The sequence below is a fragment of the Burkholderia sp. BCC0397 genome (assembly GCF_902832865.1).
GTDB lineage: Bacteria > Pseudomonadota > Gammaproteobacteria > Burkholderiales > Burkholderiaceae > Burkholderia.
In genome coordinates this window covers 104,243-125,920 of sequence record NZ_CADFDL010000018.1, presented here as the reverse complement: position 1 = coordinate 125,920, position 21,678 = coordinate 104,243, and the positions used below count along the sequence as shown (strand labels likewise).

The 21,678-nt window shown below is 67.7% G+C and carries 19 protein-coding genes; 14 read left to right on the top strand and 5 right to left on the bottom strand.

Features of this window, described 5'->3' with window-relative positions; genetic code table 11:
* Positions 1 to 2 precede the first annotated feature (2 nt).
* The 5 genes from HWX03_RS33725 to HWX03_RS33705 all read left to right on the top strand — a co-directional run bounded on the left by HWX03_RS33725 (position 3) and on the right by HWX03_RS33705 (position 6,825).
* Complete coding sequence (locus HWX03_RS33725) at positions 3 to 422, top strand: hypothetical protein (protein WP_175821581.1); 420 nt, start codon at positions 3 to 5, stop codon at positions 420 to 422.
* Positions 419 to 2,083 (top strand): S8 family peptidase, encoded by a 1,665-nt coding sequence (locus HWX03_RS33720; protein WP_175874251.1) that lies wholly within the window; start codon positions 419 to 421, stop codon positions 2,081 to 2,083. The genes HWX03_RS33725 and HWX03_RS33720 overlap by 4 nt, the downstream gene beginning before the upstream one ends.
* A gap of 509 nt (positions 2,084 to 2,592) precedes the next feature.
* Positions 2,593 to 2,751: a hypothetical protein gene (locus HWX03_RS33715; protein WP_175821583.1), complete on the top strand. Its 159-nt coding sequence runs from the start codon at positions 2,593 to 2,595 to the stop codon at positions 2,749 to 2,751.
* A gap of 47 nt (positions 2,752 to 2,798) precedes the next feature.
* Positions 2,799 to 5,564 (top strand): magnesium-translocating P-type ATPase, encoded by a 2,766-nt coding sequence (mgtA, locus tag HWX03_RS33710; RefSeq protein ID WP_175874250.1) that lies wholly within the window; start codon positions 2,799 to 2,801, stop codon positions 5,562 to 5,564.
* Between the two features lie 208 nt (positions 5,565 to 5,772).
* A complete protein-coding gene (locus HWX03_RS33705; protein WP_175874278.1) occupies positions 5,773 to 6,825 on the top strand; it encodes an RNA-guided endonuclease TnpB family protein in 1,053 nt (350 codons plus the stop codon).
* 19 nt (positions 6,826 to 6,844) lie between these two features.
* Here HWX03_RS33705 and HWX03_RS33700 read toward each other — a convergent pair whose 3' ends face one another.
* Positions 6,845 to 7,129 carry a transcriptional regulator gene (locus HWX03_RS33700; protein WP_071332416.1) on the bottom strand — a complete coding sequence of 95 codons (285 nt, stop codon included), beginning with the start codon at positions 7,127 to 7,129 and terminating at the stop codon, positions 6,845 to 6,847.
* Positions 7,130 to 7,200: 71 nt separating this feature from the next.
* Entirely contained in the window at positions 7,201 to 8,076 is an 876-nt protein-coding gene (locus HWX03_RS33695; RefSeq protein ID WP_175874249.1) for a LysR substrate-binding domain-containing protein, read from the bottom strand.
* A 51-nt stretch (positions 8,077 to 8,127) separates the two neighbouring features.
* On the opposite strand from HWX03_RS33695, the gene HWX03_RS33690 reads away from it, so the two are divergent.
* The 6 genes from HWX03_RS33690 to HWX03_RS33665 all read left to right on the top strand — a co-directional run bounded on the left by HWX03_RS33690 (position 8,128) and on the right by HWX03_RS33665 (position 12,590).
* The gene (locus tag HWX03_RS33690; protein WP_175821587.1) at positions 8,128 to 8,406 is read left to right on the top strand and encodes a hypothetical protein; all 279 of its coding nucleotides are present in this window, start codon (positions 8,128 to 8,130) and stop codon (positions 8,404 to 8,406) included.
* Between the two features lie 197 nt (positions 8,407 to 8,603).
* Positions 8,604 to 9,686 (top strand): serine hydrolase, encoded by a 1,083-nt coding sequence (locus HWX03_RS33685; RefSeq protein WP_175874248.1) that lies wholly within the window; start codon positions 8,604 to 8,606, stop codon positions 9,684 to 9,686.
* A gap of 44 nt (positions 9,687 to 9,730) precedes the next feature.
* A complete protein-coding gene (locus tag HWX03_RS33680) occupies positions 9,731 to 9,964 on the top strand; it encodes a hypothetical protein (RefSeq protein ID WP_175822102.1) in 234 nt (77 codons plus the stop codon).
* A gap of 81 nt (positions 9,965 to 10,045) precedes the next feature.
* Complete coding sequence (locus HWX03_RS33675) at positions 10,046 to 10,501, top strand: MarR family transcriptional regulator (protein ID WP_175874247.1); 456 nt, start codon at positions 10,046 to 10,048, stop codon at positions 10,499 to 10,501.
* Between the two features lie 68 nt (positions 10,502 to 10,569).
* Positions 10,570 to 11,133, top strand: coding sequence for a cysteine hydrolase (locus HWX03_RS33670; RefSeq protein ID WP_175874246.1), 564 nt, complete (start codon positions 10,570 to 10,572; stop codon positions 11,131 to 11,133).
* The gene (locus tag HWX03_RS33665) at positions 11,130 to 12,590 is read left to right on the top strand and encodes a DHA2 family efflux MFS transporter permease subunit (RefSeq protein ID WP_175874245.1); all 1,461 of its coding nucleotides are present in this window, start codon (positions 11,130 to 11,132) and stop codon (positions 12,588 to 12,590) included. Before HWX03_RS33670 ends, HWX03_RS33665 begins: the two co-directional genes overlap by 4 nt.
* Positions 12,591 to 12,626: 36 nt before the next feature.
* Here the strand turns inward: HWX03_RS33665 and HWX03_RS33660 are convergent, their stop codons facing one another.
* Positions 12,627 to 13,226: a LysE family transporter gene (locus HWX03_RS33660; protein WP_175874244.1), complete on the bottom strand. Its 600-nt coding sequence runs from the start codon at positions 13,224 to 13,226 to the stop codon at positions 12,627 to 12,629.
* A 96-nt stretch (positions 13,227 to 13,322) separates the two neighbouring features.
* Here HWX03_RS33660 and HWX03_RS33655 point away from each other — a divergent pair, with 96 nt between their 5' ends.
* Positions 13,323 to 14,198: a LysR substrate-binding domain-containing protein gene (locus HWX03_RS33655; RefSeq protein WP_175821593.1), complete on the top strand. Its 876-nt coding sequence runs from the start codon at positions 13,323 to 13,325 to the stop codon at positions 14,196 to 14,198.
* A 103-nt stretch (positions 14,199 to 14,301) separates the two neighbouring features.
* Here the strand turns inward: HWX03_RS33655 and HWX03_RS33650 are convergent, their stop codons facing one another.
* Entirely contained in the window at positions 14,302 to 16,020 is a 1,719-nt protein-coding gene (locus HWX03_RS33650; protein WP_175874243.1) for a SulP family inorganic anion transporter, read from the bottom strand.
* Between the two features lie 454 nt (positions 16,021 to 16,474).
* On the opposite strand from HWX03_RS33650, the gene HWX03_RS33645 reads away from it, so the two are divergent.
* Entirely contained in the window at positions 16,475 to 17,716 is a 1,242-nt protein-coding gene (locus tag HWX03_RS33645; protein ID WP_175874242.1) for a mechanosensitive ion channel family protein, read from the top strand.
* Positions 17,717 to 17,767: 51 nt separating this feature from the next.
* On the opposite strand, the gene HWX03_RS33640 is transcribed toward HWX03_RS33645, so the two are convergent.
* Positions 17,768 to 19,189, bottom strand: a complete 1,422-nt coding sequence (locus tag HWX03_RS33640) for a PLP-dependent aminotransferase family protein (protein WP_175874241.1) — start codon at positions 19,187 to 19,189, stop codon at positions 17,768 to 17,770.
* A gap of 152 nt (positions 19,190 to 19,341) precedes the next feature.
* Between HWX03_RS33640 and HWX03_RS33635 the strand changes: the two genes are divergently transcribed.
* On the top strand, positions 19,342 to 21,666 hold the full coding sequence (locus HWX03_RS33635) for an FdhF/YdeP family oxidoreductase (protein WP_175874240.1): 2,325 nt from the start codon (positions 19,342 to 19,344) through the stop codon (positions 21,664 to 21,666).
* Positions 21,667 to 21,678: the final 12 nt, after the last annotated feature.

Sequence of the window (21,678 nt, the reverse complement as noted above, 5' to 3'; positions counted from 1 at the left end):
GCGTGTCTCCTGACGAAACGTTGATCGAATCGCGATCCTACGCCCGACAAAATTCGCACCGCATCGGGGAAAGCGTCAAGCGCTTTCCGTCGCGGGCTTCACCGAGCGTAATCGTTTCCGCGGCGCGCAAAAGCGCCTGCGCCGCACGTTTCGCTGGGTCGACCGCCTGCAATCTTGCACCCCATGAACAGATCACCCGTTCCAAACGCGTGTTCATGCTGCAAAGCAGCATCGCAATCGTTTGCGTCTCGCGCCTTTTTCACACAAAACATATTCAAGAAGCCGCCTCATCAGCCGTTACCCAATGCATGGCGCGTCGCAGCAGCCTTGCGTGCGCCCGACAAAAACAAGGTCCGGTTTACGCCGGACCAGGCACCACCGCCGGCACGACGGTTATCTACGAGGATCGACTTTCAACATGAAAGCCAAACGCTTCAATTTCGCGCTGGCGCGCCCCGCACATGCGCGCATGCTCGCCGGCATGCTGTCCGCCGCCGCCCTGCTGCCCCTCGCCGGTTGCGGCGGAGGCGGCGGCGACGGCAGCAACCCGTCTTCGTCCAACGCGGCACCCGCACCGGCACCCGCACCGACGCCAACGCCCACTCCCGCACCCGCGCCGACCACCCCGCCCGTGTCGTCCGGCACCAACGCGTGCACGTCGCAGCAGGCCGCCGTGCAGATGGCCGCGCAGACCGCACCGGTCGAGCCGCCGGTCGATCACCTGATCGTCAAGCTGAAAACGCTGACGGCCACGCGCGCGATGGCGGCCATCGACAACGGCTCGCGACTCGACGCGGTGATCCAGCGCGCGATGACGCGCTGGATGGCGCCGGTGACCGGCAGCGCACGCGCGTACGCGAGCACGGTCCCGCAAACGCCGGTGAACGTGCAGGTCGAGCGAACGATCTCGAACGGCGCGGCCGTGCTGTCGCTCGGCCAGCGCATGGCCGCCACCGATGCCGCCGCGCTCGCACAGGCGTTCGCGGCCGACAGCGATGTCGACTACGCGGAACCGGATCACCCGATGCAGATCCGCGACACGCCGAGCGACCCGCTCTACAACCAGCAGTGGTACCTGTCCGACGCGACCGCCGGCATCGACCTGCCGCCCGCGTGGAACGTGACCAAGGGTTCGCCGACCGTCGTCACGGCCGTGCTCGATACCGGCTACCGGCCGCACGGCGACCTCACCGGCAATCTGATACAGCAAGGCTACAGCTTCATCAGCAACGTCAACACCAGCAACAACGGCTTGACGCGCAGCTCGGACGCAACCGATCCGGGCGACTGGGTCACGCAGCAGGAACTCGACAACGCCAGCGGCCCCTTCTATCACTGCGCAAGCCAGCCGAGCAACAGCAGCTGGCACGGCACGCGCGTGATGGGCGTGATCGGCGCGACCGCCAACAACGGCGCCGGCGTCGCCGGCGTATCGTGGCTCAGCAAGATCCTGCCGGTGCGCGTGCTCGGCAAGTGCGGCGGCGTGACGAGCGACATCGCCGACGGCATGCGCTGGGCAGCCGGCATTCCCGTCAACGGCGTGCCGAACAATCCGAATCCCGCGAAGATCATCAACCTGAGCCTCGGCGGGGTCGGCGCGTGCAGCACGACGTTCCAGCAGGCGATCGACGACGTGACCGCGAAAGGCGTGACCGTGGTCGTCGCGGCCGGCAACGACGGCCTGTCGACCGGGCTCGACCAGCCCGCGAACTGCCGCGGCGTGATCACCGTCGGCGCGACCGACGCGACGGGCCGCCGCGCATCGTTCAGCAACTTCGGCGCCGATGTCTCGCTGAGCGCACCGGGCGTCAACATCCTGTCGACGTCGAACACCGGCACGACGACGCCGGGCTCGGACACCTATGGCCTCGCGAACGGCACCAGCCTCGCGGCGCCGCAGGTAACGGGGGTCGCCGCGCTGATGCTGTCGGTGAACGGCAACCTCACGCCCGCGCAGGTCCTGCAGAAGCTGCAAGGCGGCACGCGCGCGGCGAAGCTGGCGGCCGGCACGTCGTGCACGGCGCTGCCGGCAGGCTCGGGCATCCTCGATGCAGGGGCCGCCGTCGCGACCGCGAACCAGTAACGGACACGCCGTTCGACGCAGCCGCGCGCATGCCGACATGGCACGCGCGCGGCTGTTTCGTGACGGGCTGTCGCACGCGCCCGCGAACGCGCACCGGCGCGATCAAGTATCTCGAAATAACGCCTGACAAAAGGGTTGACGCTTCGCACAGCGAGCCATTACCATCGCCCCCGTCTAGTTACATGGAGTGTTCTGTGAACACCGATGCGAGTTGTAGTTGGTGTCCGACCAACTTGACTGCTGCCTGAGGAAAACGCGCAGAGCCTCGTCTTCTGCCGCATCCCGGGAAGCAGGATGCGGCGCCCTTCCGGCCTGATTACCGGCCAGATCCCCCGCCGAATTTTCGATGTTGTCGAATGCACGCGACGCGCCGTCGCGCGTGTGCGTTCGTGTTGCGCGCGGCGTCAGCCGCGTGCGCTCTCCATTCGCGTGCCGTCCGGCCGCGCGCTTCGTTGCGCGCGCCGCTGCCGATCGCCCGTGCCGACTATCCGCAACCGACAGGAGTGCAGATGAACTCAGACGACAGTAGTCGATTACCGCTCGCCGGTGCGACGCTGCGCATCGACATGCCGACCGCATCGCGCGCGCCGGCGAGCGTTCCCGCCTTTACCGACCCACATCCGATCGCGCCTGACGCGACGCGGCGGGGAGCGCTCGTGCGTCGATAACGTCACGGCCGCTCCCCGCCCGCCGCCTCGTGCGCAAGGAGCGATTCATGACGACACGACACAACACCTCGCACAAGAAACAGCGCGGCTTCATCAAGGCCGGCGCCGGCCAGCAGAACGACCCGCGCACCATGCGCGCCGCGCAGGAAGCAGCCCGCCCGCTCGAAGACACGCTGAAGTCGCTGCACACCAGCACGCGCGGCCTCACCTACGACCAGGCCGCCGACCGCCTGCAGCATGACGGCCCGAACGAAATCGCGCACGACAAGCCGCCGCACTGGACCCGCCAGCTGCTGCTCTCGTTCCACAACCCGTTCGTCTACGTGCTGCTGGTGCTGGCCGCCATCAGCTTCTGCACCGACGTCTATTTCGCGGCGCCCGACGATCGCGATTACGTCGGCATGACGATCCTGCTGACGATGGTCACGATCAGCGCGCTGCTGCGCTTCGTGCAGGAATTCCGTTCGCTGCGCGCGGCCGAGAAGCTCAAGGCGATGGTCCGCACGACTGCCACCGTACAGCGCGCCATGACCGACACGTCGGAGCCGACGCGCCGCGAGGTGCCGATGCGCGAAGTCGTGACCGGCGACATCGTGCATCTTTCCGCCGGCGACATGATCCCCGCCGACGTGCGGCTGCTCGCGTCGCGCGACCTGTTCATCAGCCAGGCGGTGCTGACCGGCGAGGCGCTGCCCGTCGAGAAGTACGACACGCTCGGCGCGGTGGCCGGCAAATCCGCGAGCACGCACGCGGCCGGCGCGGCCAACGACGCACCGGCGTCGCTGCTCGATCTCGAGAACGTCTGCTTCATGGGCACCAACGTCGTCAGCGGTACGGCGACGGCGGTGGTCGTCGCGACCGGCGAAGACACGTACTTCGGCTCGCTCGCGCGCAACGTCGTGAGCCACAAGCGCATCGAGACGAGCTTCGACCGCGGTGTCGCGAGCGTCAGCTGGCTGCTGATCAAGTTCATGTTCGTGATGGTGCCGATCGTATTCATGATCAACGGCCTGACCAAGGGCGACTGGCTGAGCGCACTCACGTTCGCACTCGCGGTGGCCGTCGGCCTGACGCCCGAGATGCTGCCGATGATCGTCAGCGCGAACCTCGCGCGCGGCGCGGTCGCGATGGCGCGCCGCAAGGTCGTCGTCAAGCGGCTGAACTCGGTGCAGAACTTCGGCGCGATGGACGTGCTATGCACCGACAAGACCGGCACGCTCACGCAGGACAAGATCATCCTCGAACACCACCTCGACCTGTCCGGCCACAAGAACGAGGACATCCTGCGGCTCGGCTGGCTGAACAGCTTCCACCAGAGCGGCCAGAAGAACCTGATCGACATCGCGGTCGTCGCGCGCGCCGACGAGATCGGCGAACGCGTGAAGCCGCAGGGCTACAAGAAGATCGACGAACTGCCGTTCGACTTCGTGCGGCGCCGCCTGTCGGTCGTCGTCGAGGATACGCACGGCACGCACCTGCTGATCTGCAAGGGCGCGGTCGAGGAAATGCTGGCGGTTTCCACGCACGTGCAGGACGAAGACGGCGTGCGCCCGCTCGACTTCGTGGCCCGCAAGCGGCTGCTCGAACAGGCCACCGCGTACAACGAGGACGGCTTCCGCGTGCTCGTACTCGCCACGCGCATGATCCCGCGCGGCGACGAACGCGCGCAATACCGCACCGCCGACGAACACGATCTCGTCGTGCGCGGCTTCCTGACCTTCCTCGATCCGCCGAAGGAATCGGCCGCGCCGGCGCTCGCCGCGCTGCGCGGAAACGGCGTCGCGGTGAAGGTGCTGACGGGCGACAATCCGACCGTCACGATGAAGGTGTGCCGCCAGGTCGGCCTCGAACCCGGCAAGCCGATGCTCGGCACCGAAATCGAAGTGCTCGACGATGCCACGCTCGCGCAGGTGGTCGAACGCACGACCGTGTTCGCGAAGCTCACGCCGCTGCAGAAGGCGCGCATCGTCAAGGCGCTGCAGGCGAACGGCCACACGGTCGGCTTCCTCGGCGACGGCATCAACGACGCGCCCGCGCTGCGCGACGCCGACGTCGGCATCTCGGTCGACAGCGGCGCCGACATCGCGAAGGAAACCGCCGACATCATCCTGCTCGAAAAGAGCCTGATGGTGCTCGAGGAAGGCGTGATCAAGGGCCGCGAGACGTTCGGCAACATCCTGAAGTACCTGAACATGACCGCCAGCTCGAACTTCGGCAACGTGTTCTCGGTGCTCGTCGCCAGCGCGTTCCTGCCGTGGGAGCCGATGCTCGCGACGCAGCTGCTCGTGCTGAACCTGATCTACGACACGTCGCAGATGCTGCTGCCGTGGGACAAGATGGACCCCGAGTTCCTGAAGAAGCCGCGCAAGTGGGAAGCCGGCAACATCAGCCGCTTCATGCTGTGGGTCGGGCCCACGTCGTCGGTATTCGACATCACGACGTACATCCTGATGTGGACCGTGTTCGGCGCGGGCGCGCTGTATCACCTGAACGGCGGCGCGAGCGGCCAGATCGTGATGAATTCGGGCTGGTTCATCGAGAGCCTCGTGTCGCAGACGCTCGTCGTGCACCTGCTGCGCACGCAGAAGATCCCGTTCCTGCAGAGCACGGCCGCGCTGCCGGTGCTGCTGTCGACCTTCACCGCGATCGCGATCGGCTGCTGGCTGCCGTTCTCGCCGTTCGCGGATTCGCTCGGCTTCATGCACCTGCCGAACACCTACTGGCTGTGGCTCGCCGCGACGATGGTCGGCTACATCGTGCTCGCGCAGATCGTCAAGACGATCTACGTGCGCCGCTACAAGCAGTGGTTCTGATGTCGCGTCGATGACGACGTGCCGGCCCGTGCTCGCGAGCGACGAACGGGCCGGCGCGACGTCCGCGTCAAGCCACCCGTATGCAACGGGCCGCATCCGCGGCCCGTTTTTTTCATCAGAATTTGCTCCGAGAAACCCCGCCATTGATGGCGGGAAGGAAAGGCGTGCTGTTGACAGGCTGCTTCTTCCACGGGTTAGGATCACCTGCATGATTCTTGTCTACCGCTACCGGGTGAAGTCGCTCAACGGACTGCTTAACAAGCAGAGCCGTGCGGTGAACTACGTCTGGAACTTCTGCAATGACACGCAGAAGCACGCGCTCAAGTGGAGCAAGAAGTGGCCGACCGGTTTCGACTTGAATGTGCTCACGACCGGCAGCAGCAAGGAACTCGGCATTCACTCCGGCACGGTCAACGCGACGTGCGAGCAATACGCGAAGTCGCGCAGTCAGCACCGTCGGCCCTTCCTGCGCTATCGCGGCAGGAAATCGCTGGGCTGGGTGCCGCTGAAGGGGCGTGACCTGAAGCGCGAGGGTGACGCGTTCCGTTTCGCCGGCAACACCTTTCGCGTGTTCAACAGCCGACCGCTTCCCGAAGGGAGGATCAAGGACGGAACCAACTTTGCGCAGGATGCACGCGGCAACTGGTTTCTCAACATCGTGATCGAGATGCCGGATGTTCCGGCCCGACCTATCCATTCCGGTGTCGGCATCGATCTCGGCCTGAAAGACTTCGCCACACTTTCGACCGGCGAGAAGCTGCCCAATGACCCGTTCGGTCGACGAGCGGCGGAAAAGCTGGCGCAAGCGCAACGGGCGCGAAAGCACAGGCGGCATATCGCGAAGCTGCACGCCAAGGTCGCGAATGCGCGTGCCGATTTCCAGCACAAGCTCGCGCTCGATCTGGTGCGGCGCTTCGATTACATCGCGGTCGGCAACGTGTCGGCTGTCAACCTCGCCAGAACCAGGATGGCGAAGAGCGTCTACGACGCGTCCTGGTCGTCCTTCCGAAACAAACTCCGTTACAAAGCGGTCGCGCACGGGGCCACGTTCGAGGAAGTGGACGAAAGCGGTTCGACCCAGTCCTGTTCGGCGTGCGGGTCGAAAGACAGCACGACGCGGCCGAAAGGTATCGCGGGACTGCGAGTAAGAGAGTGGACCTGCAGTGACTGTGGTGTCGAGCATGATCGAGATACCAACGCTGCGCTGAACATTCTCCGATGCGGACGTGCATCGCCAGGTGTGGGAATCCTCCGCCTTTAGGCGCGGAGGAGGACGTCAATCATTGGGCGTCGTTCGCGCCGAACAGCTGCGCGCACACCGCGCGCCCTTCGTCGGTCAGCGCGGCGCTGCCGGTACCGTCCTCGTTCAGCGTCGTCGCGCTCAGGCCGGCGGCGTCCAACTGCGTCAGCACACGGCGCAGCGTGCTCATCGGCAGTTGCGTGCGCTTCGCGATCTTCGGCAGCGACCACGTCTTGCCGGCCGGATCGCTCGCGGCTTCGTTCAGCGTCGCGAGCGTGGCGACGAGTGCGGGATCGAGCGGGGATTCGTCGGATTCTGAAGTCATCGGTTCGGGTTCGTCGGCCGGCGTCGGGCCGGCATGCGTGGAGAAAACGATCGCGGACACTATACGCCGCGTCACGCCCCCTTGAGCGCGGCGCGCATGAACGACACGAAACGCGTGGTGACGGGATCGTCGCGATCGGCCCGCCACGCGAGCCCCACGCGCCACTTCGCGTCCCGGCCGTCGAGCGGCAGCACCGTCGCGTCGCGCAGCAGGTACCGCGCGCTCGACGGGATGAACGCGACGCCGACGCCGGCCGCGACCGACGTCAACACCGACTGCACGTCCTCCGCCTGCTGCATCACGTGCGGCACGAAGCGGCGCTCGACGCACCACCGGTCGATCTGTGCGGCCAGCCCCGGCCCGCGCGCACGCTGCAGCGCGATGAAGCCGATCTCGTTGAGCACGTCGAGGTTGACCGGCACGCGCTTGAAGCCGAGATGCGGCGGCACCGCGAGCGCGAGCGCTTCGTCGATCACCTTGAACGACGACAAGCCTTCGTCGGCAGGCAGACGCAGGAAACCCGCGTCGAGCTTGCCGGCGCGCAGCTGGCGTGTCTGTTCGGACGACGACAGGTCGCTCAGCGTCACCGCGATGCCTGGATTGCAACGGCGGAATTCGGCGATCAGTTTCGGCACGAGCGTCAGCACGGACAGGCAGATGCCGAGCCGCAAATGCCCGCGCTGCCCGCTGGTCGCTTCCCGCGCACGTGCCAGGATTTCGTCGGCATCGCGCACGAGCGCCTGCGCGTCGGGCAGGAAACGTTCGCCGAACGGCGTCAGTTCCGCACCATGCCGACCGCGCTCGAACAGCTTGCCGCCGAGGCTCGCCTCGAGCGCGCCGATCTGCTTGCTGAGCGCAGGCTGGCTCATGTGCAACGCATCGGCCGCACGGCTGAAATGGCACAGCTCGGTGACCGTCAGGAACGTGCGCAGTAATTTCAGTTCCATTCTTTAACGGAATCGTAACGATCAAAACATTCATTTTACCGATCGAATGCAATGGCGTTCAATACGGACATGCCCTTCCCGGAATTCACATTCATGTCTCTCGATCCAGCGTCCGACTGCGTAGTCGAGCCCTCATCCGATGTCGCGGACGCAAACGCATGCGCCGTTGCCGCCGATACCCGCGCACCGAAGCGTCGTGCCGAACGCACGGACGGGCGCAGCCGCCGCTTTCGCTTCGGCGATGTGCTGGAAGACGCGCCGCCACGCGCGGTGACGGGGTCGATCGCGATCAGTTTCGCGGTCGTGTCGCGGCGGAACTGGCCGCGCTGAACCGCGCACCTGCCCGCCTTTCATCCCACGCTCGCCGCTGCCCGGCAGCGCGAAAACGACCGAAATCCTCCTGTATCACGCGTCATTGCGCGTCATCCAATCGTCATCGCCCCGCGATCGACCGTATAATTTCCCGCACCCGCTGACCGCCCATGCATTCCGCGCAGCCGCATCGCGCGTGAAAAGGAGACTTTCGCTTGACCGGCCTCATCGCGCGCCTGCCTCGCGCCCGGACCACCCTGATCCTCGCCCTTTCGTTCCTGCTGCTCGCCTTCGCCACGAATGCGTCCGCGCAACGCGTGCAGCCGTATCGCACCGCCCATGCGCAGCCGCATGCCCACACGAAGGCCGTCAAGAAGAAACCCCATCGCAAGAAAAAGGCCGTCAAGCATCGCCGCTCGCGCGTGACGCATCAAGCGGTCAAACGCCACGCGGCACCCGCGCCGCAACAGCGGCGCGCGAAACGCACGACCGCCGTGCGGCCGCGCCCGCCCGCGAAGCCAAAGCTGCTCGCCAGTTGCGGCTACACCCCGCGCGCCGTCGGTTCGCTGCATTCACGCGCGGCCTACGTGCTCGACGTCGATTCCGGCACCCCGCTGCTGGCGCGCAACGCACGCACCGTACGGCCGATCGCATCGATCTCGAAACTGATGACGGCCGTCGTCGCGCGCGACGCCGACCGTCCGCTGAACGGCGTGCTGCGTGTGACCGCGCGCGATCGCGACACGATCAAGTTCACCGGTTCGCGCCTGCAGGTCGGCTCGGAACTGTCGCGCCGCGACATGTTCCATATCGCGCTGATGTCGTCGGAGAATCGCGCGGCCGCCGCGCTGAGCCGCGACTACCCGGGCGGGCGCGCCGCGTTCGTCAAGGCGATGAACCGCGAAGCGCGCCGGCTCGGCATGCGGCATACGCACTTCCGCGAGCCCACCGGCCTGTCGCCGCACAACGTGTCGACGGCGGAAGATCTCGCGCGGCTCGTCGGCGCGGCGGCGCAGGATCCGCTGATCCGCTATTTCTCGACCGATCTGTCGACCACCGTGCGCCCCGGCGACGGCGAACTCGTGTACGTGAATTCCGACCCGCTCGTGCGCTACCGCCGCCTGCCGATCCGGCTGCAGAAAACCGGCTTCATCAACGAATCGGGGCACGGTGTCGTGATGCGCATGCGTGTGAAGGGCCGCCGCGAAACGGTCGTGCTGCTCGGCGCGCCGACGCGTGCCGGCGTGTCGAGCGACGCAATCAAGATCCATCGCTGGCTGTCCTGTTCGATCCAGTAAGCGCACACGGGCAGCCGGCGCGTTCACGCTCCGGGAGCGACGCCATGCAGGACGAATACCGCTTCAACGCCTTCGGCCGGCTGCTCGCCGTGGTGCGCACGGACGGACGCTGGGCCGTGTTCGATCTCGGCGCCGAAGGCAAGCGGCGCCCGGCCAATCTGCAGATTCCGTCCACGCTCACCGCGGACGAACTCGGCCAGTACCTCGGCGATCTGCTGCACGAAAGCGCGACCCCGCGATACAGCGAAGTCGTACCGGTCGCGCATCGACGCGTGTAGTCGCACCGGAAAGCGCCGGGTAGCGCCGCCGGCCGGCGATCAATTCGACAGTTAAACTTGCAAGTTTAACTGTCGTGATCTATGATTCGCCGCATGAACCCGCCACGCAAACCCGGCGTTTCCGCCGACACCGTCGCCGCCGACCTGACCCTCGCGGTCGGCCAGCTCATCCGCCGGCTGCGCTCCGAAGTCGATTCCGAAGGGCTCGGCATGTCCCAGACGAGCGCGCTCGCGCGGCTCGATCGGCACGGGCCGATGACGACCGCCGATCTCGCGCGCGCCGAGGCGATGAAGCCGCAGTCGATGAAAGCGATCCTCGCGAGCCTCGAGGAAGACGCGCTCGTCGAGCGCGAACCGCATCCGACCGACGGCCGCCAGATCCTGTTCAAACTCACCGCCGCCGGCCTCGACGCACGACGCAAGCGCAACGCCGCGAAACACAAGTGGCTCGGCGCCGCGATCGAGAAGCTCGATCCGCAAGATATCGACACGCTTGTCGCAGCCATCCCGCTGATCCGCCGCATCGGCGAGCAGTGAACCCGGCCCGTGCGCCACGCAGCATGCGCGCGCACGGCTTTCCTCGCCCTCTCCCCCGGAGTCCCATCATGAGCGCAACCCGTCTCGACACGAACACGGCGCTGGTCGTCATCGACCTGCAGAAAGGCATCGTCGCCCTCCCCACCGCGCACCCGGTCGCACCGGTGATCGCCCGCGCCCGCGAACTGCTCGACGCATTCCGCAGCCGCGGCCTGCCGGTCGTGCTGGTCAACGTCGCGGGCGGCGCACCGGGCCGCACCGAGCAAGCGCCGCGCACGGCGCAGCTTCCCGCCGACTGGACCGAACTCGTGCCCGAACTGAACCGCCAGCCGAACGACCACGTCGTGACGAAGCAGACCTGGGGCGCCTTCACCGGCACCGGTCTCGACGCGCACCTGAAGGCAGCCGGCGTCACGCAGATCGTGCTGACCGGCGTCGCGACGAGCATCGGCGTCGAATCGACCGCGCGACAGGCGCACGAACTCGGCTACCACGTGACGCTCGCCGTCGACGCGATGACCGACCTCAACGCGGACGCGCACATCAACAGCATCGAGCGGCTGTTCCCGCGCCTCGGCGAGACCGGCACGACGCAGGACATCGTCGCGCTGCTCGACCGGCGCGGCGCGTGAGCGACGAACGCATCCAGCCGGCGCCGGGCCACGCGGCCGGCCGGCTCGATCCGTCGATCTGGAAAGTCAGCGCGGTCGCGACGCTCGGTTCGCTGCTGTCGCAGCTCGATGCGACGATCGTCAACGTATCGCTGTCGAGCCTCGCGACCGACCTGCATGCGAGCCTGTCGACGATCCAGTGGGTGACGAGCGGCTATCTGCTCGCGCTGACGCTGGTGCTGCCGCTGAACGGCTGGCTCGTCGACCGCATCGGTGCGAAGGCGCTGTACCTGTGGTGCTTCTCGGCGTTCACGTTGACGTCGGCGCTGTGCGGGCTCGCGTGGTCCGCGCCGTCGCTGATCGCGTTCCGCGTATTGCAAGGCGTCAGCGGCGGCTTGCTCGCGCCGATGGCGCAGATGATGATCGCGCGCGTCGCCGGCCAGCAGATGGCGCGCGTGATCGGCTACGCGGCGGTACCGGTGCTGCTCGCGCCGATCCTCGGCCCGGTCGTGGCCGGCGCGATCCTGCAGCACACGTCGTGGCGCTGGCTGTTTCTGGTGAACCTGCCCGTCGGCGCGCTCGCGCTCGCACTGGCCGCACGGTTCCTGCCCGGCGACCGGGACGAGGCACCGCGGCGCGAACTCGACTGGATCGGCCTCGCGTTGCTGTCGCCGGGCCTCGTGCTGTTCCTGTACGGCGTCGAGCGGATCGGCTCGGCGCTCGGCATCGCGGCGGTCGCAGGCTCGGCGCTGCTGCTGGTCATGTTCCTGCGCTTCGAGCGCCGCCAGGGCCAGCGTGCGCTGATCGATCTCGCACTGTTTCGCTCGCGCGTGTTCGGCGCGGCCGCCGGCACGCAGTTCCTGTCGAACGGCGCGCTGTATGCAGGCCAGATGCTGATTCCCGTGTTCCTGATCCAGGCATGCGGACGTACCCCGGGCGAAATGGGCTGGCTGTTCGCGCCGCTCGGGCTCGGCATGCTCGTCACCTATCCGTCGATGGGCGCGCTGACGAGCCGGTTCGGCGTACGGCGGCTGGCCGCCGCCGGCGCCTTGCTCGCACTCGTCGCCACGCTGCCGTTCGTGTTCCTCGCGCTGACCGGCTACGATCCGCTCGTGCTCGTACCGGCGCTGTTTCTGCGCGGCATGGGCCAGAGTGCGATCGGCGCGCCGTCGATCGCCGCCGCGTATGCATCGGTCGAGCGCCGTAACCTGCCGATGGCGACCACGTCGCTCAATATCGTGCAACGGCTCGGCGGCCCGACGTTCACGACGCTATGCACGCTGTTTCTCGCGTGGCGGTTGCAGGCCGAATCGACGTCGGCCGGCGGCACGCAGGCCGTCGCGTATGCGTGGGCGTTCGGCCTGCTGTGCGCGCTGCATGCGGCGAGCTTCGTGACGACGCTGCGGCTGCCGTTACGGTCGGCCGGTGCAGGTACCGACGACCCACGGGCGCGCAACGCACTGGCCGGTTCGCGCTGAAGACGGGACGGGCCGCGCCGCGTGCGCGGCCTCCCGCTACGGCAGCCACATCGGCACGATCGACGCCACGAGCAACAAGCCGAGCCCCGCATTCAGGCAACGCCACTGCCGCTCCGTGCGCAACACGCGAGCGAACAGCAGCCCGGCGAAACACCACAGCGACAACGACGCCATCGCGGCCACGCCGAATGCAAAGCCGAGCAGCACGCCGAGCCGCGCCGGCCCCGACGCGAGCGCCGCGAACGACGCGGCCGCGCCGAGCGTCATCGCCCAGCCTTTCGGGTTGTGCCAGAGCATCCACACGCCGCTGACGAACCCTTGCGGCCGGTGCACGTCGACATCGAGCCGCGGCTTGCCGCCACGGCCGATGCGCACGGCGAGCCACATCAGGTACGCCGAGCCGACCGCCTTCATCGCAAGCTGCAACGCGGGCAGCGCGAGCAGCACACCGCCGAGCCCGGCGGCGGCTGCCGCCGCCATCGACGCGAGGCCAGCCGCGATGCCCGCCATCAGCGGCAGCGAACGCCGATAGCCGAAATGAGCGCCCGATGCGGTCGCGAGCGTCGTCGCGCCACCCGGCGTCACGGTGGACACGATCACGAACAGCACCAGCGGCAAATAGTCGTGAAGCGGCACGAAGGCTCCCGGTTGTCGTTATTGAAGCTCCGTTTTTACCCGCGATTCTTCCATTACGACAGCGAAAGCTTTTTATGCCTGCCATTAGCGTTCATAATGCGACGCATGGCACGCAATCTCGACCTCGCGCTGCTGCGCGCATTCGTCTCGGTCGCCGATCATCGCAGCATGACGGCGGCCGGCCACGCGCTGCACCTGACGCAAGGCGCGATCAGCCAGCAGGTCGCGCGGCTCGAAATGTTGTCCGGCCCGCTGTTCGTCCGCGAGCATCGCAACCTGCTGCTGACGGCGGCCGGCGAGCGGCTGCTCGAACAGGCGCGCCGGCTGCTCGCCGTCCACGATGCGCTGCTCGCCGACCTGAGCGCCGGCGCGGTGGAAGGCGCGGTGCGTCTCGGTGCGCCGCAGGACCTCGTCGGCACCTGTCTCGCGCCGATCCTGAAAAGCTATGCGCACGCGCATCCGCAGGTCTCGCTCACGCTGGTGTGCGCGGCGTCGCCGGAGTTGCGGCGCGGGCTCACGCGCGGCGACCTCGATGTCGCGCTGATCGAGGCGCCGGTCGGATCGGCGCGCGGCGAGTGCATCGCCGTCGACCGGCTGGTGTGGGTCGGCGCGAAAGGCGGCGCCGCGCACCGGCGCTCGCCGCTGCCGGTATCGATGGTCGCGCAGACCTGCGCATTCCGCCCGACGGTGCTCGACGCACTGCGCGGCTGCGATCGCCCGTGGCGCACCGTGTTCGAGAACGGCAGCTTCGATGCGACGGCCGCGACCGTGCGCGCCGATCTCGCCCTGACCGTCTGGCTCGCGTCCACCGTGCCGCCCGATCTCGACATCCTGCCGGCCGGCAGCGGCCTGCCCGCCCTGCCGAATTTCTCGATCAACCTGCACGTGCCGCGCGGCCAGTGCACGCCGGCCGCGACGGAACTGGCCCGCTACCTGCGCAACGGTTTCGCGCGGCTGCGCGCGGTCGCGTAGCGCCGCTGCGCCAGGGCCTGTTCACGCTAATAACGGGCTTGCGCTGGCCCCACGAATGCATTTTTCCAAACAGGGGAACGTGCGTTATCAACGCGAACAGGCGCTACACCGTGCCCGGCTCCTGCGGCGCGGGCGTCGTGCCCGCTGCCTCCAGCGCTTGATGCAGCGTGGCGAAGATGCACGGCGCGCCGACCACCTCGGTGATCCCGTGACGATCCATGTCCGCGCGCAGATAGCGATTCACGCGCCCGAACAGCACGCCGATCCCGCGCGCATGCAGCGCCCTGACGAGATCGGCCAAGGTCCGCGCGGCCGAATAATCGACATCGGTGATCGCGCCCGCATCGACGACGAACCAGCGCGGCGGCACCGGCGCCGCGTCGACGAGCGCGGTCACTTCGGCAGCGAACAGGTGATCGTTCGCGAAGAACAGGTCGGAGCCGAACCGATAGACGATCAACCCGGGCGCCGTCATCGCGCCGCGCCGCGTGGGCACCGGCTGCCACCGTCCGTTGCCGGCGACGGGTTCGAGCACCATCGTGTGCGGCTGGTAGCTGTGGCGCACGTGCCGCATCAGCGACAGCGCGACGGCCAGCAGGATGCCCTGCTCGACGCCGATCGTTACGACCGCCGCAGCCGTGATCAGCGCGAGCGTGAATTCGCCGGGGCTTTCCCGGCGGATCGCCGCGAGGCTGCGCACGTTGATCAGCCCGAGCGCGATCGTGAACACGATGCCGGCCAGCACCGCATGCGGCAGATACTGCAGGGTCGGGCTGAAGAACAGCAGCACGACGGCGACGACAGCAGCGAACGCGAGATGCCCGACCTGGCTGCGTACGCCCGCGCCGTCGGCCATCGCCGTCTGCGTCGGGCTGCCGTTGACGACGAACGCCCCGCCGAGCGCCGCCGCCGCGTTCGCGGCCGCGAGGCCGAGGATGTCGGCATTGGTGTCGACGTCCTCGCCGTACTGCTGCGCGAACACGCGCGCGGCGGCCGCGCTCTGCGCGATGATCATCACGAAGCACGAAGCGGCGACCGGCACGAGATCGAGGAACTGCTGCCACGTGACGGCGGGCCAGCGCAGCGGCGGCAGCCCGCCCGCCACGGGCCCGAGCACCGCGATGCCGTGCGCGGCGAAGCCGAATGCACCGCTCGCGGCGATGCTGCCCGCGACCGCGATCATCGGCATCGGCACGCGCGGCAGGAACCGCTTGCACGCGAGAATCGCGACGACGACGAGCGCCGCGAGCGCGAGCGTCGGCCGGTGCGCGTGAACCAGGTGCGTGACGACATAGTCGAGTTGTGCGAGGCTGCGCGACGCCGGGTACGGCACGGACAGGCCGAGCATGTCGCCGAGCATCGCGATCGACACCTGCACGCCGACGCCGGCGAGGAAGCCGACCAGCACCGTGCGCGACAGGAAATCGGCGAGAAAACCGAGCTTGAAGATCCGCGCGAGCAGCAGCATCGCGGCGGTCAGCAACGCGACCATGCCGGCCAGCGCCGCATAGTCGGCGCTGCCGGCCGGCGCCATCGACGACAGCCGGCTCGCGAAAATCGTCGCGGTCGCCGAATCGGCGGCGACCACGAGATGGCGCGACGCACCGAAGCATGCGAACGCAACGAGCGGCAGGAACACCGTGTAGAGCCCCGTGACGGCCGGCATGCCGGCGATGCGTGCGTAGCCGAGCACCTGCGGGATGTCCATCGACGCGAGCGAAATGCCCGCGAAGATGTCGCGGATGGCGCCCGCGCGGCGGATCGGGAGGATACCTTGCAGCAGCCGCACGCGTGACGGACGGCTTTCGTTGGAATCTTGCATGCGTGAAATGCGTGAGGTCGAAATGACGGGGCCACGAACGGGTGCGCGACGATGTCGCGTGTCGCTCACCGTCGCCGGACGGGCCGCACGCCGACGCGCGCGGCACACCGACGACGCCTGCGACGTCCGCATGATTGCATGGATCGCCGATTGCGCGCATCTAAACGCGAAGGCCTGCCGTCATGGCTTCGGGCGCATCGCGTCCCGGCGTACGCCGCATCCGGCAACCGGCTCGCGCGCCGGCTTGCGGTGATGCGAATTCGCCGCCCGCCCTCACCTCGATGCAGAGGACACCTGCACAAAGGTGAGCCGATTCGGGAGCCGATCGACCCGCCTTCACGGCACGCCTCCGGAACCCGATGGCACAATCACGGTCCCTTTCATGTGCCCTTCACCGGGCGCGCGCCGCATCGCGGCGCCGATTCAACGCACGAGAAGGCCCCTGTCTGCCCCTATGACCCTGAACGAATCCTGGTTGACGCCGCTCGTCGGCATCCTCGTCCTGCTCGCCGCCGCCGGCGCGATCACCGCCGTCGTCCACTTCCTGCTGTTTCGCGTGGTCGCGCGTCTCGCGCGGCTGTCCGCCACGCGCGTCGACGACGCGCTGTTCGAATTCGGCGCGTTCAAATGGCTGAACCGCATCGTCCCGTTCGTCGTGATCAAGCTCGGGCTCGGCGCGGTGCCCGGCATCCCGACTGTGGCCGCGCAGGTCGTCGACAAGGTGCTGTTCGCGCTGATCGTGTTCCTCGTGACGATGACCATCAGCGCGACGCTGTCCGCACTCGAACACACGCACCGCACCACCCAGCGCGACCAGCCGCGCCTGTCGCTGAAAGGCGCGATGCAGCTCGTCAAGCTCGTGATGTTCATCACGGCCGCACTCGTCGTGATCGGCGACGCAACCGGCAAGCAGATCGGCCTGCTGCTGTCCGGCATCGGTGCGATGTCGGCGGTACTGATGCTGATCTTCAAGGACACGCTGCTCGGCCTCGTCGCGGGCGTGCAGCTGTCGTCGAACGACATGCTGCGGATCGGCGACTGGATCACGATGCCGTCGGCCGGCGCGGACGGCACGGTCATCGACATCACGCTGAACACGGTCAAGGTCGCGAACTTCGATCACACGATCATCACGGTGCCGACGTGGAAGCTGATCACCGAGAGCTACCAGAACTGGCGCGGAATGACCGAAGCGGGCGGCCGCCGCATCAAGCGCGCGCTGTTCGTCGATGCGACGAGCGTGCGCTTTCTCACGAACGACGAGATCGAACGGCTCGAACGCCTGACGCTGCTGAAGGACTATCTCGAGGACAAGGTCGACGCGATCGAGCAATGGAACGGCACGCTCGGCGCGGCCGGCGACTGCCCGGCGAACCGCCGCCAGTTGACGAATCTCGGCACGTTCCGCGCGTACGTCGCGAACTACCTGAAGGGCCATCCGCGCATCCGCGGCGACATGACGAACATGGCGCGACAACTGCCGCTCACGGCCGAGGGCATTCCGCTCGAACTGTACTGCTTCACCGATACGACGACGTGGGTCGACTACGAGACCATCCAGGCCGACCTGTTCGATCACCTGATCGCGGTGCTGCCGGAGTTCGGGCTGCGCGTGTACCAGCATCCGTCTGGCTTCGACATGCGGCAGATGGTCGACGCCGCGCAAGCCGGGCTGCACGCGCCGCGCGCGGCCTGATACCGGCCACGGCGGCCGGCCGCCGCCTGCCGTGCCGCCGGGCGGCAGCGCTCATCGCGCCGCACACTCCGACGCGAGCCGCCCCAACACCTTCAGCGCGTCCTCGATCTGCCGCGACCACGGGTAGCTGTAGTTGAGCCGGATGAAATGCCGGTAATCGGTACCGGCCGAGAACATGTGCCCGGGCCCGACCGTGATCCGCTGCGCGAGCGCCAGCGTATACAGCTTCATCGCATCGACCCGCGGCGGCAGCTCGACCCACAGCACATACCCGCCCTGCGGCTGCGACAGCCGCGTGCCTTCCGGGAAGAAACGCCGCACCATCGCACTCATCAGGCTCGCCTGCTGCGCATACAGCTTGCGCATGCGCCGCAGGTGAAAATCGTAGCCGTCGTATTTCAGGTATTCGGCGATCGCGAGTTGCTCGATCGCGGGCGTCGCGAGCGTGTTCAGGAATTTCAGCTTCTCGACCTGGTCGCGGTAACGGCCCGGCATCGCCCAGCCGATCCGGTAGCGCGGCGACAGGCTCTTCGTGAACGACGCGCAATGCAGCACCAGCCCCTGGCGATCGAACGACTTCAGCGCGCTCGGCGCCGTGTCGCCGAAGTGCAGCTCGTGATAGACGTCGCTCTCGATCGCCGGCACGCCGTGCTTCGCGAGCAGTTCGACCAGCGCGCGCTTGCGCGCATCGGGCATCTGGAAACCGAGCGGATTCTGGAAATTCGGCATCACCATGCATGCGGCGATGCGCTCGCGCGCGAGGATCCGCTCGAGCGCGTCGAGATCGATGCCGTCGCCCGGGTGCGTCGCGACTTCCAGCGCACGCATGCCCATCCGCTCGATCGCGTGGAGCATCGCGTAGAACGTCGGCGACTCCACCGCGATCGTGTCGCCCGGCTTCGCGACGGCCTGCAGGCACAGGTTGATCGCCTCGGTCGCGCCGATCGTCATCACGATCTCGCCGGGCTCGACCGCGACCCCGCGCTCCGCATAGCGCCGCGCGATCTGGCGAATCAGTTCCTGGTTGCCGGGCGGCAGGTCGTCGATCACGCCCCAGCGCGTGCGCCGCCGCCCGATCGTCTGCGCATAGCGCGCAAGCCGCTGCACCGGAAACTGCGACGCATCGGGATACGGCGAGCCGAGCGGCACCGCGTCGTCGCGCGCGATCGAGCGCAGCGTCGACAGCACGAGCCGGCTCACGTCCACCGCCGACGGCTCGGCAGCCGGCGCGGAAATATGCAGCTCGGCCTCGGCCGGCGCCGCCGCACGCGCCCGCGCGAAGTAGCCCGACTGCGGCCGGCTTTCGATCAGGCCGCGGCTTTCCAGCACGAGATACGCGCGCAGCACGGTCGTGACGCTGAGCTGCTGTTGCCGGCTCGCCTGCCGCACCGACGGAATCCGCTCGCCCGGCCGGTACACGCCCCGCTCGATCTGCGCCTGGAGATCGTCGGCCAGTTGTTCGTAACGCTTCACGCGCCTCCCTTTCAACTTCCCTTCAGCAACACAGTTGCGATCCGCACGGTATGAATGGTCGAAACTGTACTCTTTTTTGAAGTGAACAGGTGTACACACAGCGCGATGGGTGCCGCGCGTACTCTGCACGCATCGACCCCGACACCCGCATCATGAAAAAGAAATCCGCCACCGCGCGCATCGAACCGTATACCCACCCGGCCGCCGGCTGGGGCGCGCTGAAAGCCGTCACGATCAACCTGATCAAGGAAAAGGTCGCCGGCGGCAACTACCGTACGCTGCTGCGCCAGAACCAGCCGGACGGCTTCGACTGCCCGGGCTGCGCATGGCCCGACCGCCAGCACGCGTCGACGTTCGAATTCTGCGAGAACGGCGTGAAGGCCGTGGCCGCGGAAGCGACGAGCAAGCGCGTGACGCCCGAATTCTTCGCCGCGCACACGGTGACCGAACTGCTCGAACAGTCGGATTTCGAGCTCGAACAGCACGGCCGGCTCACCGACCCGATGGTGTACGACGCGCGGACCGACCGCTACGTGCCGATCGCGTGGGACGACGCGTTCGCGCTGATCGCGCGGCACCTGCGCGCACTGCCCGACCCGAACCAGGCCGCGTTCTACACGTCCGGCCGCGCGAGCAACGAGGCCGCGTTCCTGTACCAGTTGCTGGTGCGCCTGTACGGCACCAACAACTTCCCCGACTGCTCGAACATGTGCCACGAAGCGACGAGCCGCGGGCTGCCGGCGTCGGTCGGCGTCGGCAAGGGCACCGTCACACTCGACGATTTCGAGCACGCGGACACGCTGCTGATCTTCGGCCAGAACCCCGCGACCAACCACCCGCGGATGATGGGCGAGCTGCGCGAGTGCGCGAAGCGCGGCGCGACGATCGTGTCGATCAACCCGCTGAAGGAACGCGGGCTCGAGCGCTTCGCCGATCCGCAAAGCCCGCTCGAGATGCTGACGATGTCGGGCACGAAGATCGCATCGACGTTCATCCAGCCGACGATCGGCGGCGATTTCGCGCTGATCAAGGGGATGGCCAAGCGCGTGCTCGAACTCGACGACGCCGCGCGCGCCGCCGGTACGCCGCGCGTGCTCGACACCGCGTTCATCGGCGAGCACACGGCCGGCTTCGACGCGTTCGCCGACGATCTGCGCGCCGAAAGCTGGTCCGCGCTGACGGCCGAAAGCGGCGTGCCGTACGAGCAGATCGACGCGCTCGCGCACCTCTATGCGCGCAGCGAACGCGTGATCGCGACGTGGGGCATGGGCATCACGCAGCACAAGCATTCGGTCGCAACGGTGCAGATGCTGACGAACCTGATGCTGATGCGCGGCAACATCGGCCGCCCCGGCGCCGGCCTGTGCCCGGTGCGCGGCCACTCGAACGTGCAGGGCAACCGCACGGTCGGCATCGAGGAAAAGCCGTCGCAGGCGTTCCTCGACCGGCTCGGCCACGTGTTCGATTTCGAACCGCCGCGCCATCACGGCTACGACGTCGTCGAAACGATCGAAGGGATGCTCGAAGGCCATGTGAAGGTGCTGATCGGTCTCGGCGGCAACTTCGCGATGGCGACGCCCGACACGCCGCGCACGTGGGAAGGCATGCGCCGCTGCGACCTCTCGGTGCACATCACGACGAAGCTGAACCGCAGCCACCTGATCCACGGCCGCGACGCGCTGATCCTGCCGACGCTCGGCCGCACCGAGATCGACCTGCAGGACAACGTCGCGCAAGGCGTGACGGTCGAGGATTCGATGAGCATGGTCCACGTGTCGTACGGGATGAACAAGCCGGCGTCGCCGAACCTGATGTCGGAGCCGGCGATCGTCGCGCACATGGCGCACGCGCTGTTCGGCAGCGGCAAGATCGACTGGCTCGCGTACAAGGACGACTACGCGAAGATCCGCGATGCGATCGAGGCGACGCTCGACGGTTTCTACGACTACAACACGCGCATCGCGCGGCCGGGCGGCTTTCATCTGCGCGTGGCCTCGCGCGACCGCGAGTGGCTCACGCCGACGGGCAAGGCGAACTTCATCGCGCATGCGTTGCCGACCGACACGCCGATCCAGCGCGCCCGCGCGCTGCACGGCGAACGGCTGATGACGCTGATGACGACGCGCTCGCACGACCAGTACAACACGACCGTCTACGGGCTCGACGACCGCTATCGCGGCGTGTTCGGCCAGCGCCGCGTGGTGTTCGTCAACCGCGACGATCTCGCGATGCTGGGCCTTGCGGCCGGCGAATGGGTCGACATGGAAACCGTGTGGCACGACGGCATCGAGCGGCGCGCGGACGGCTTCCTGCTCGTCGAGTACGACATCCCGCGCGGCTGCATCGGCGCGTACTACCCGGAAACCAACCCGCTCGTGCCGCTCGACAGCGTCGGCGACGTGTGCAACACGCCGACGTCGAAGTCGGTGCCCGTGCTGCTGCATCGCGCGGCCGCGCCGGTGTCGGCCGCCGCCTGACGGAGCACGACG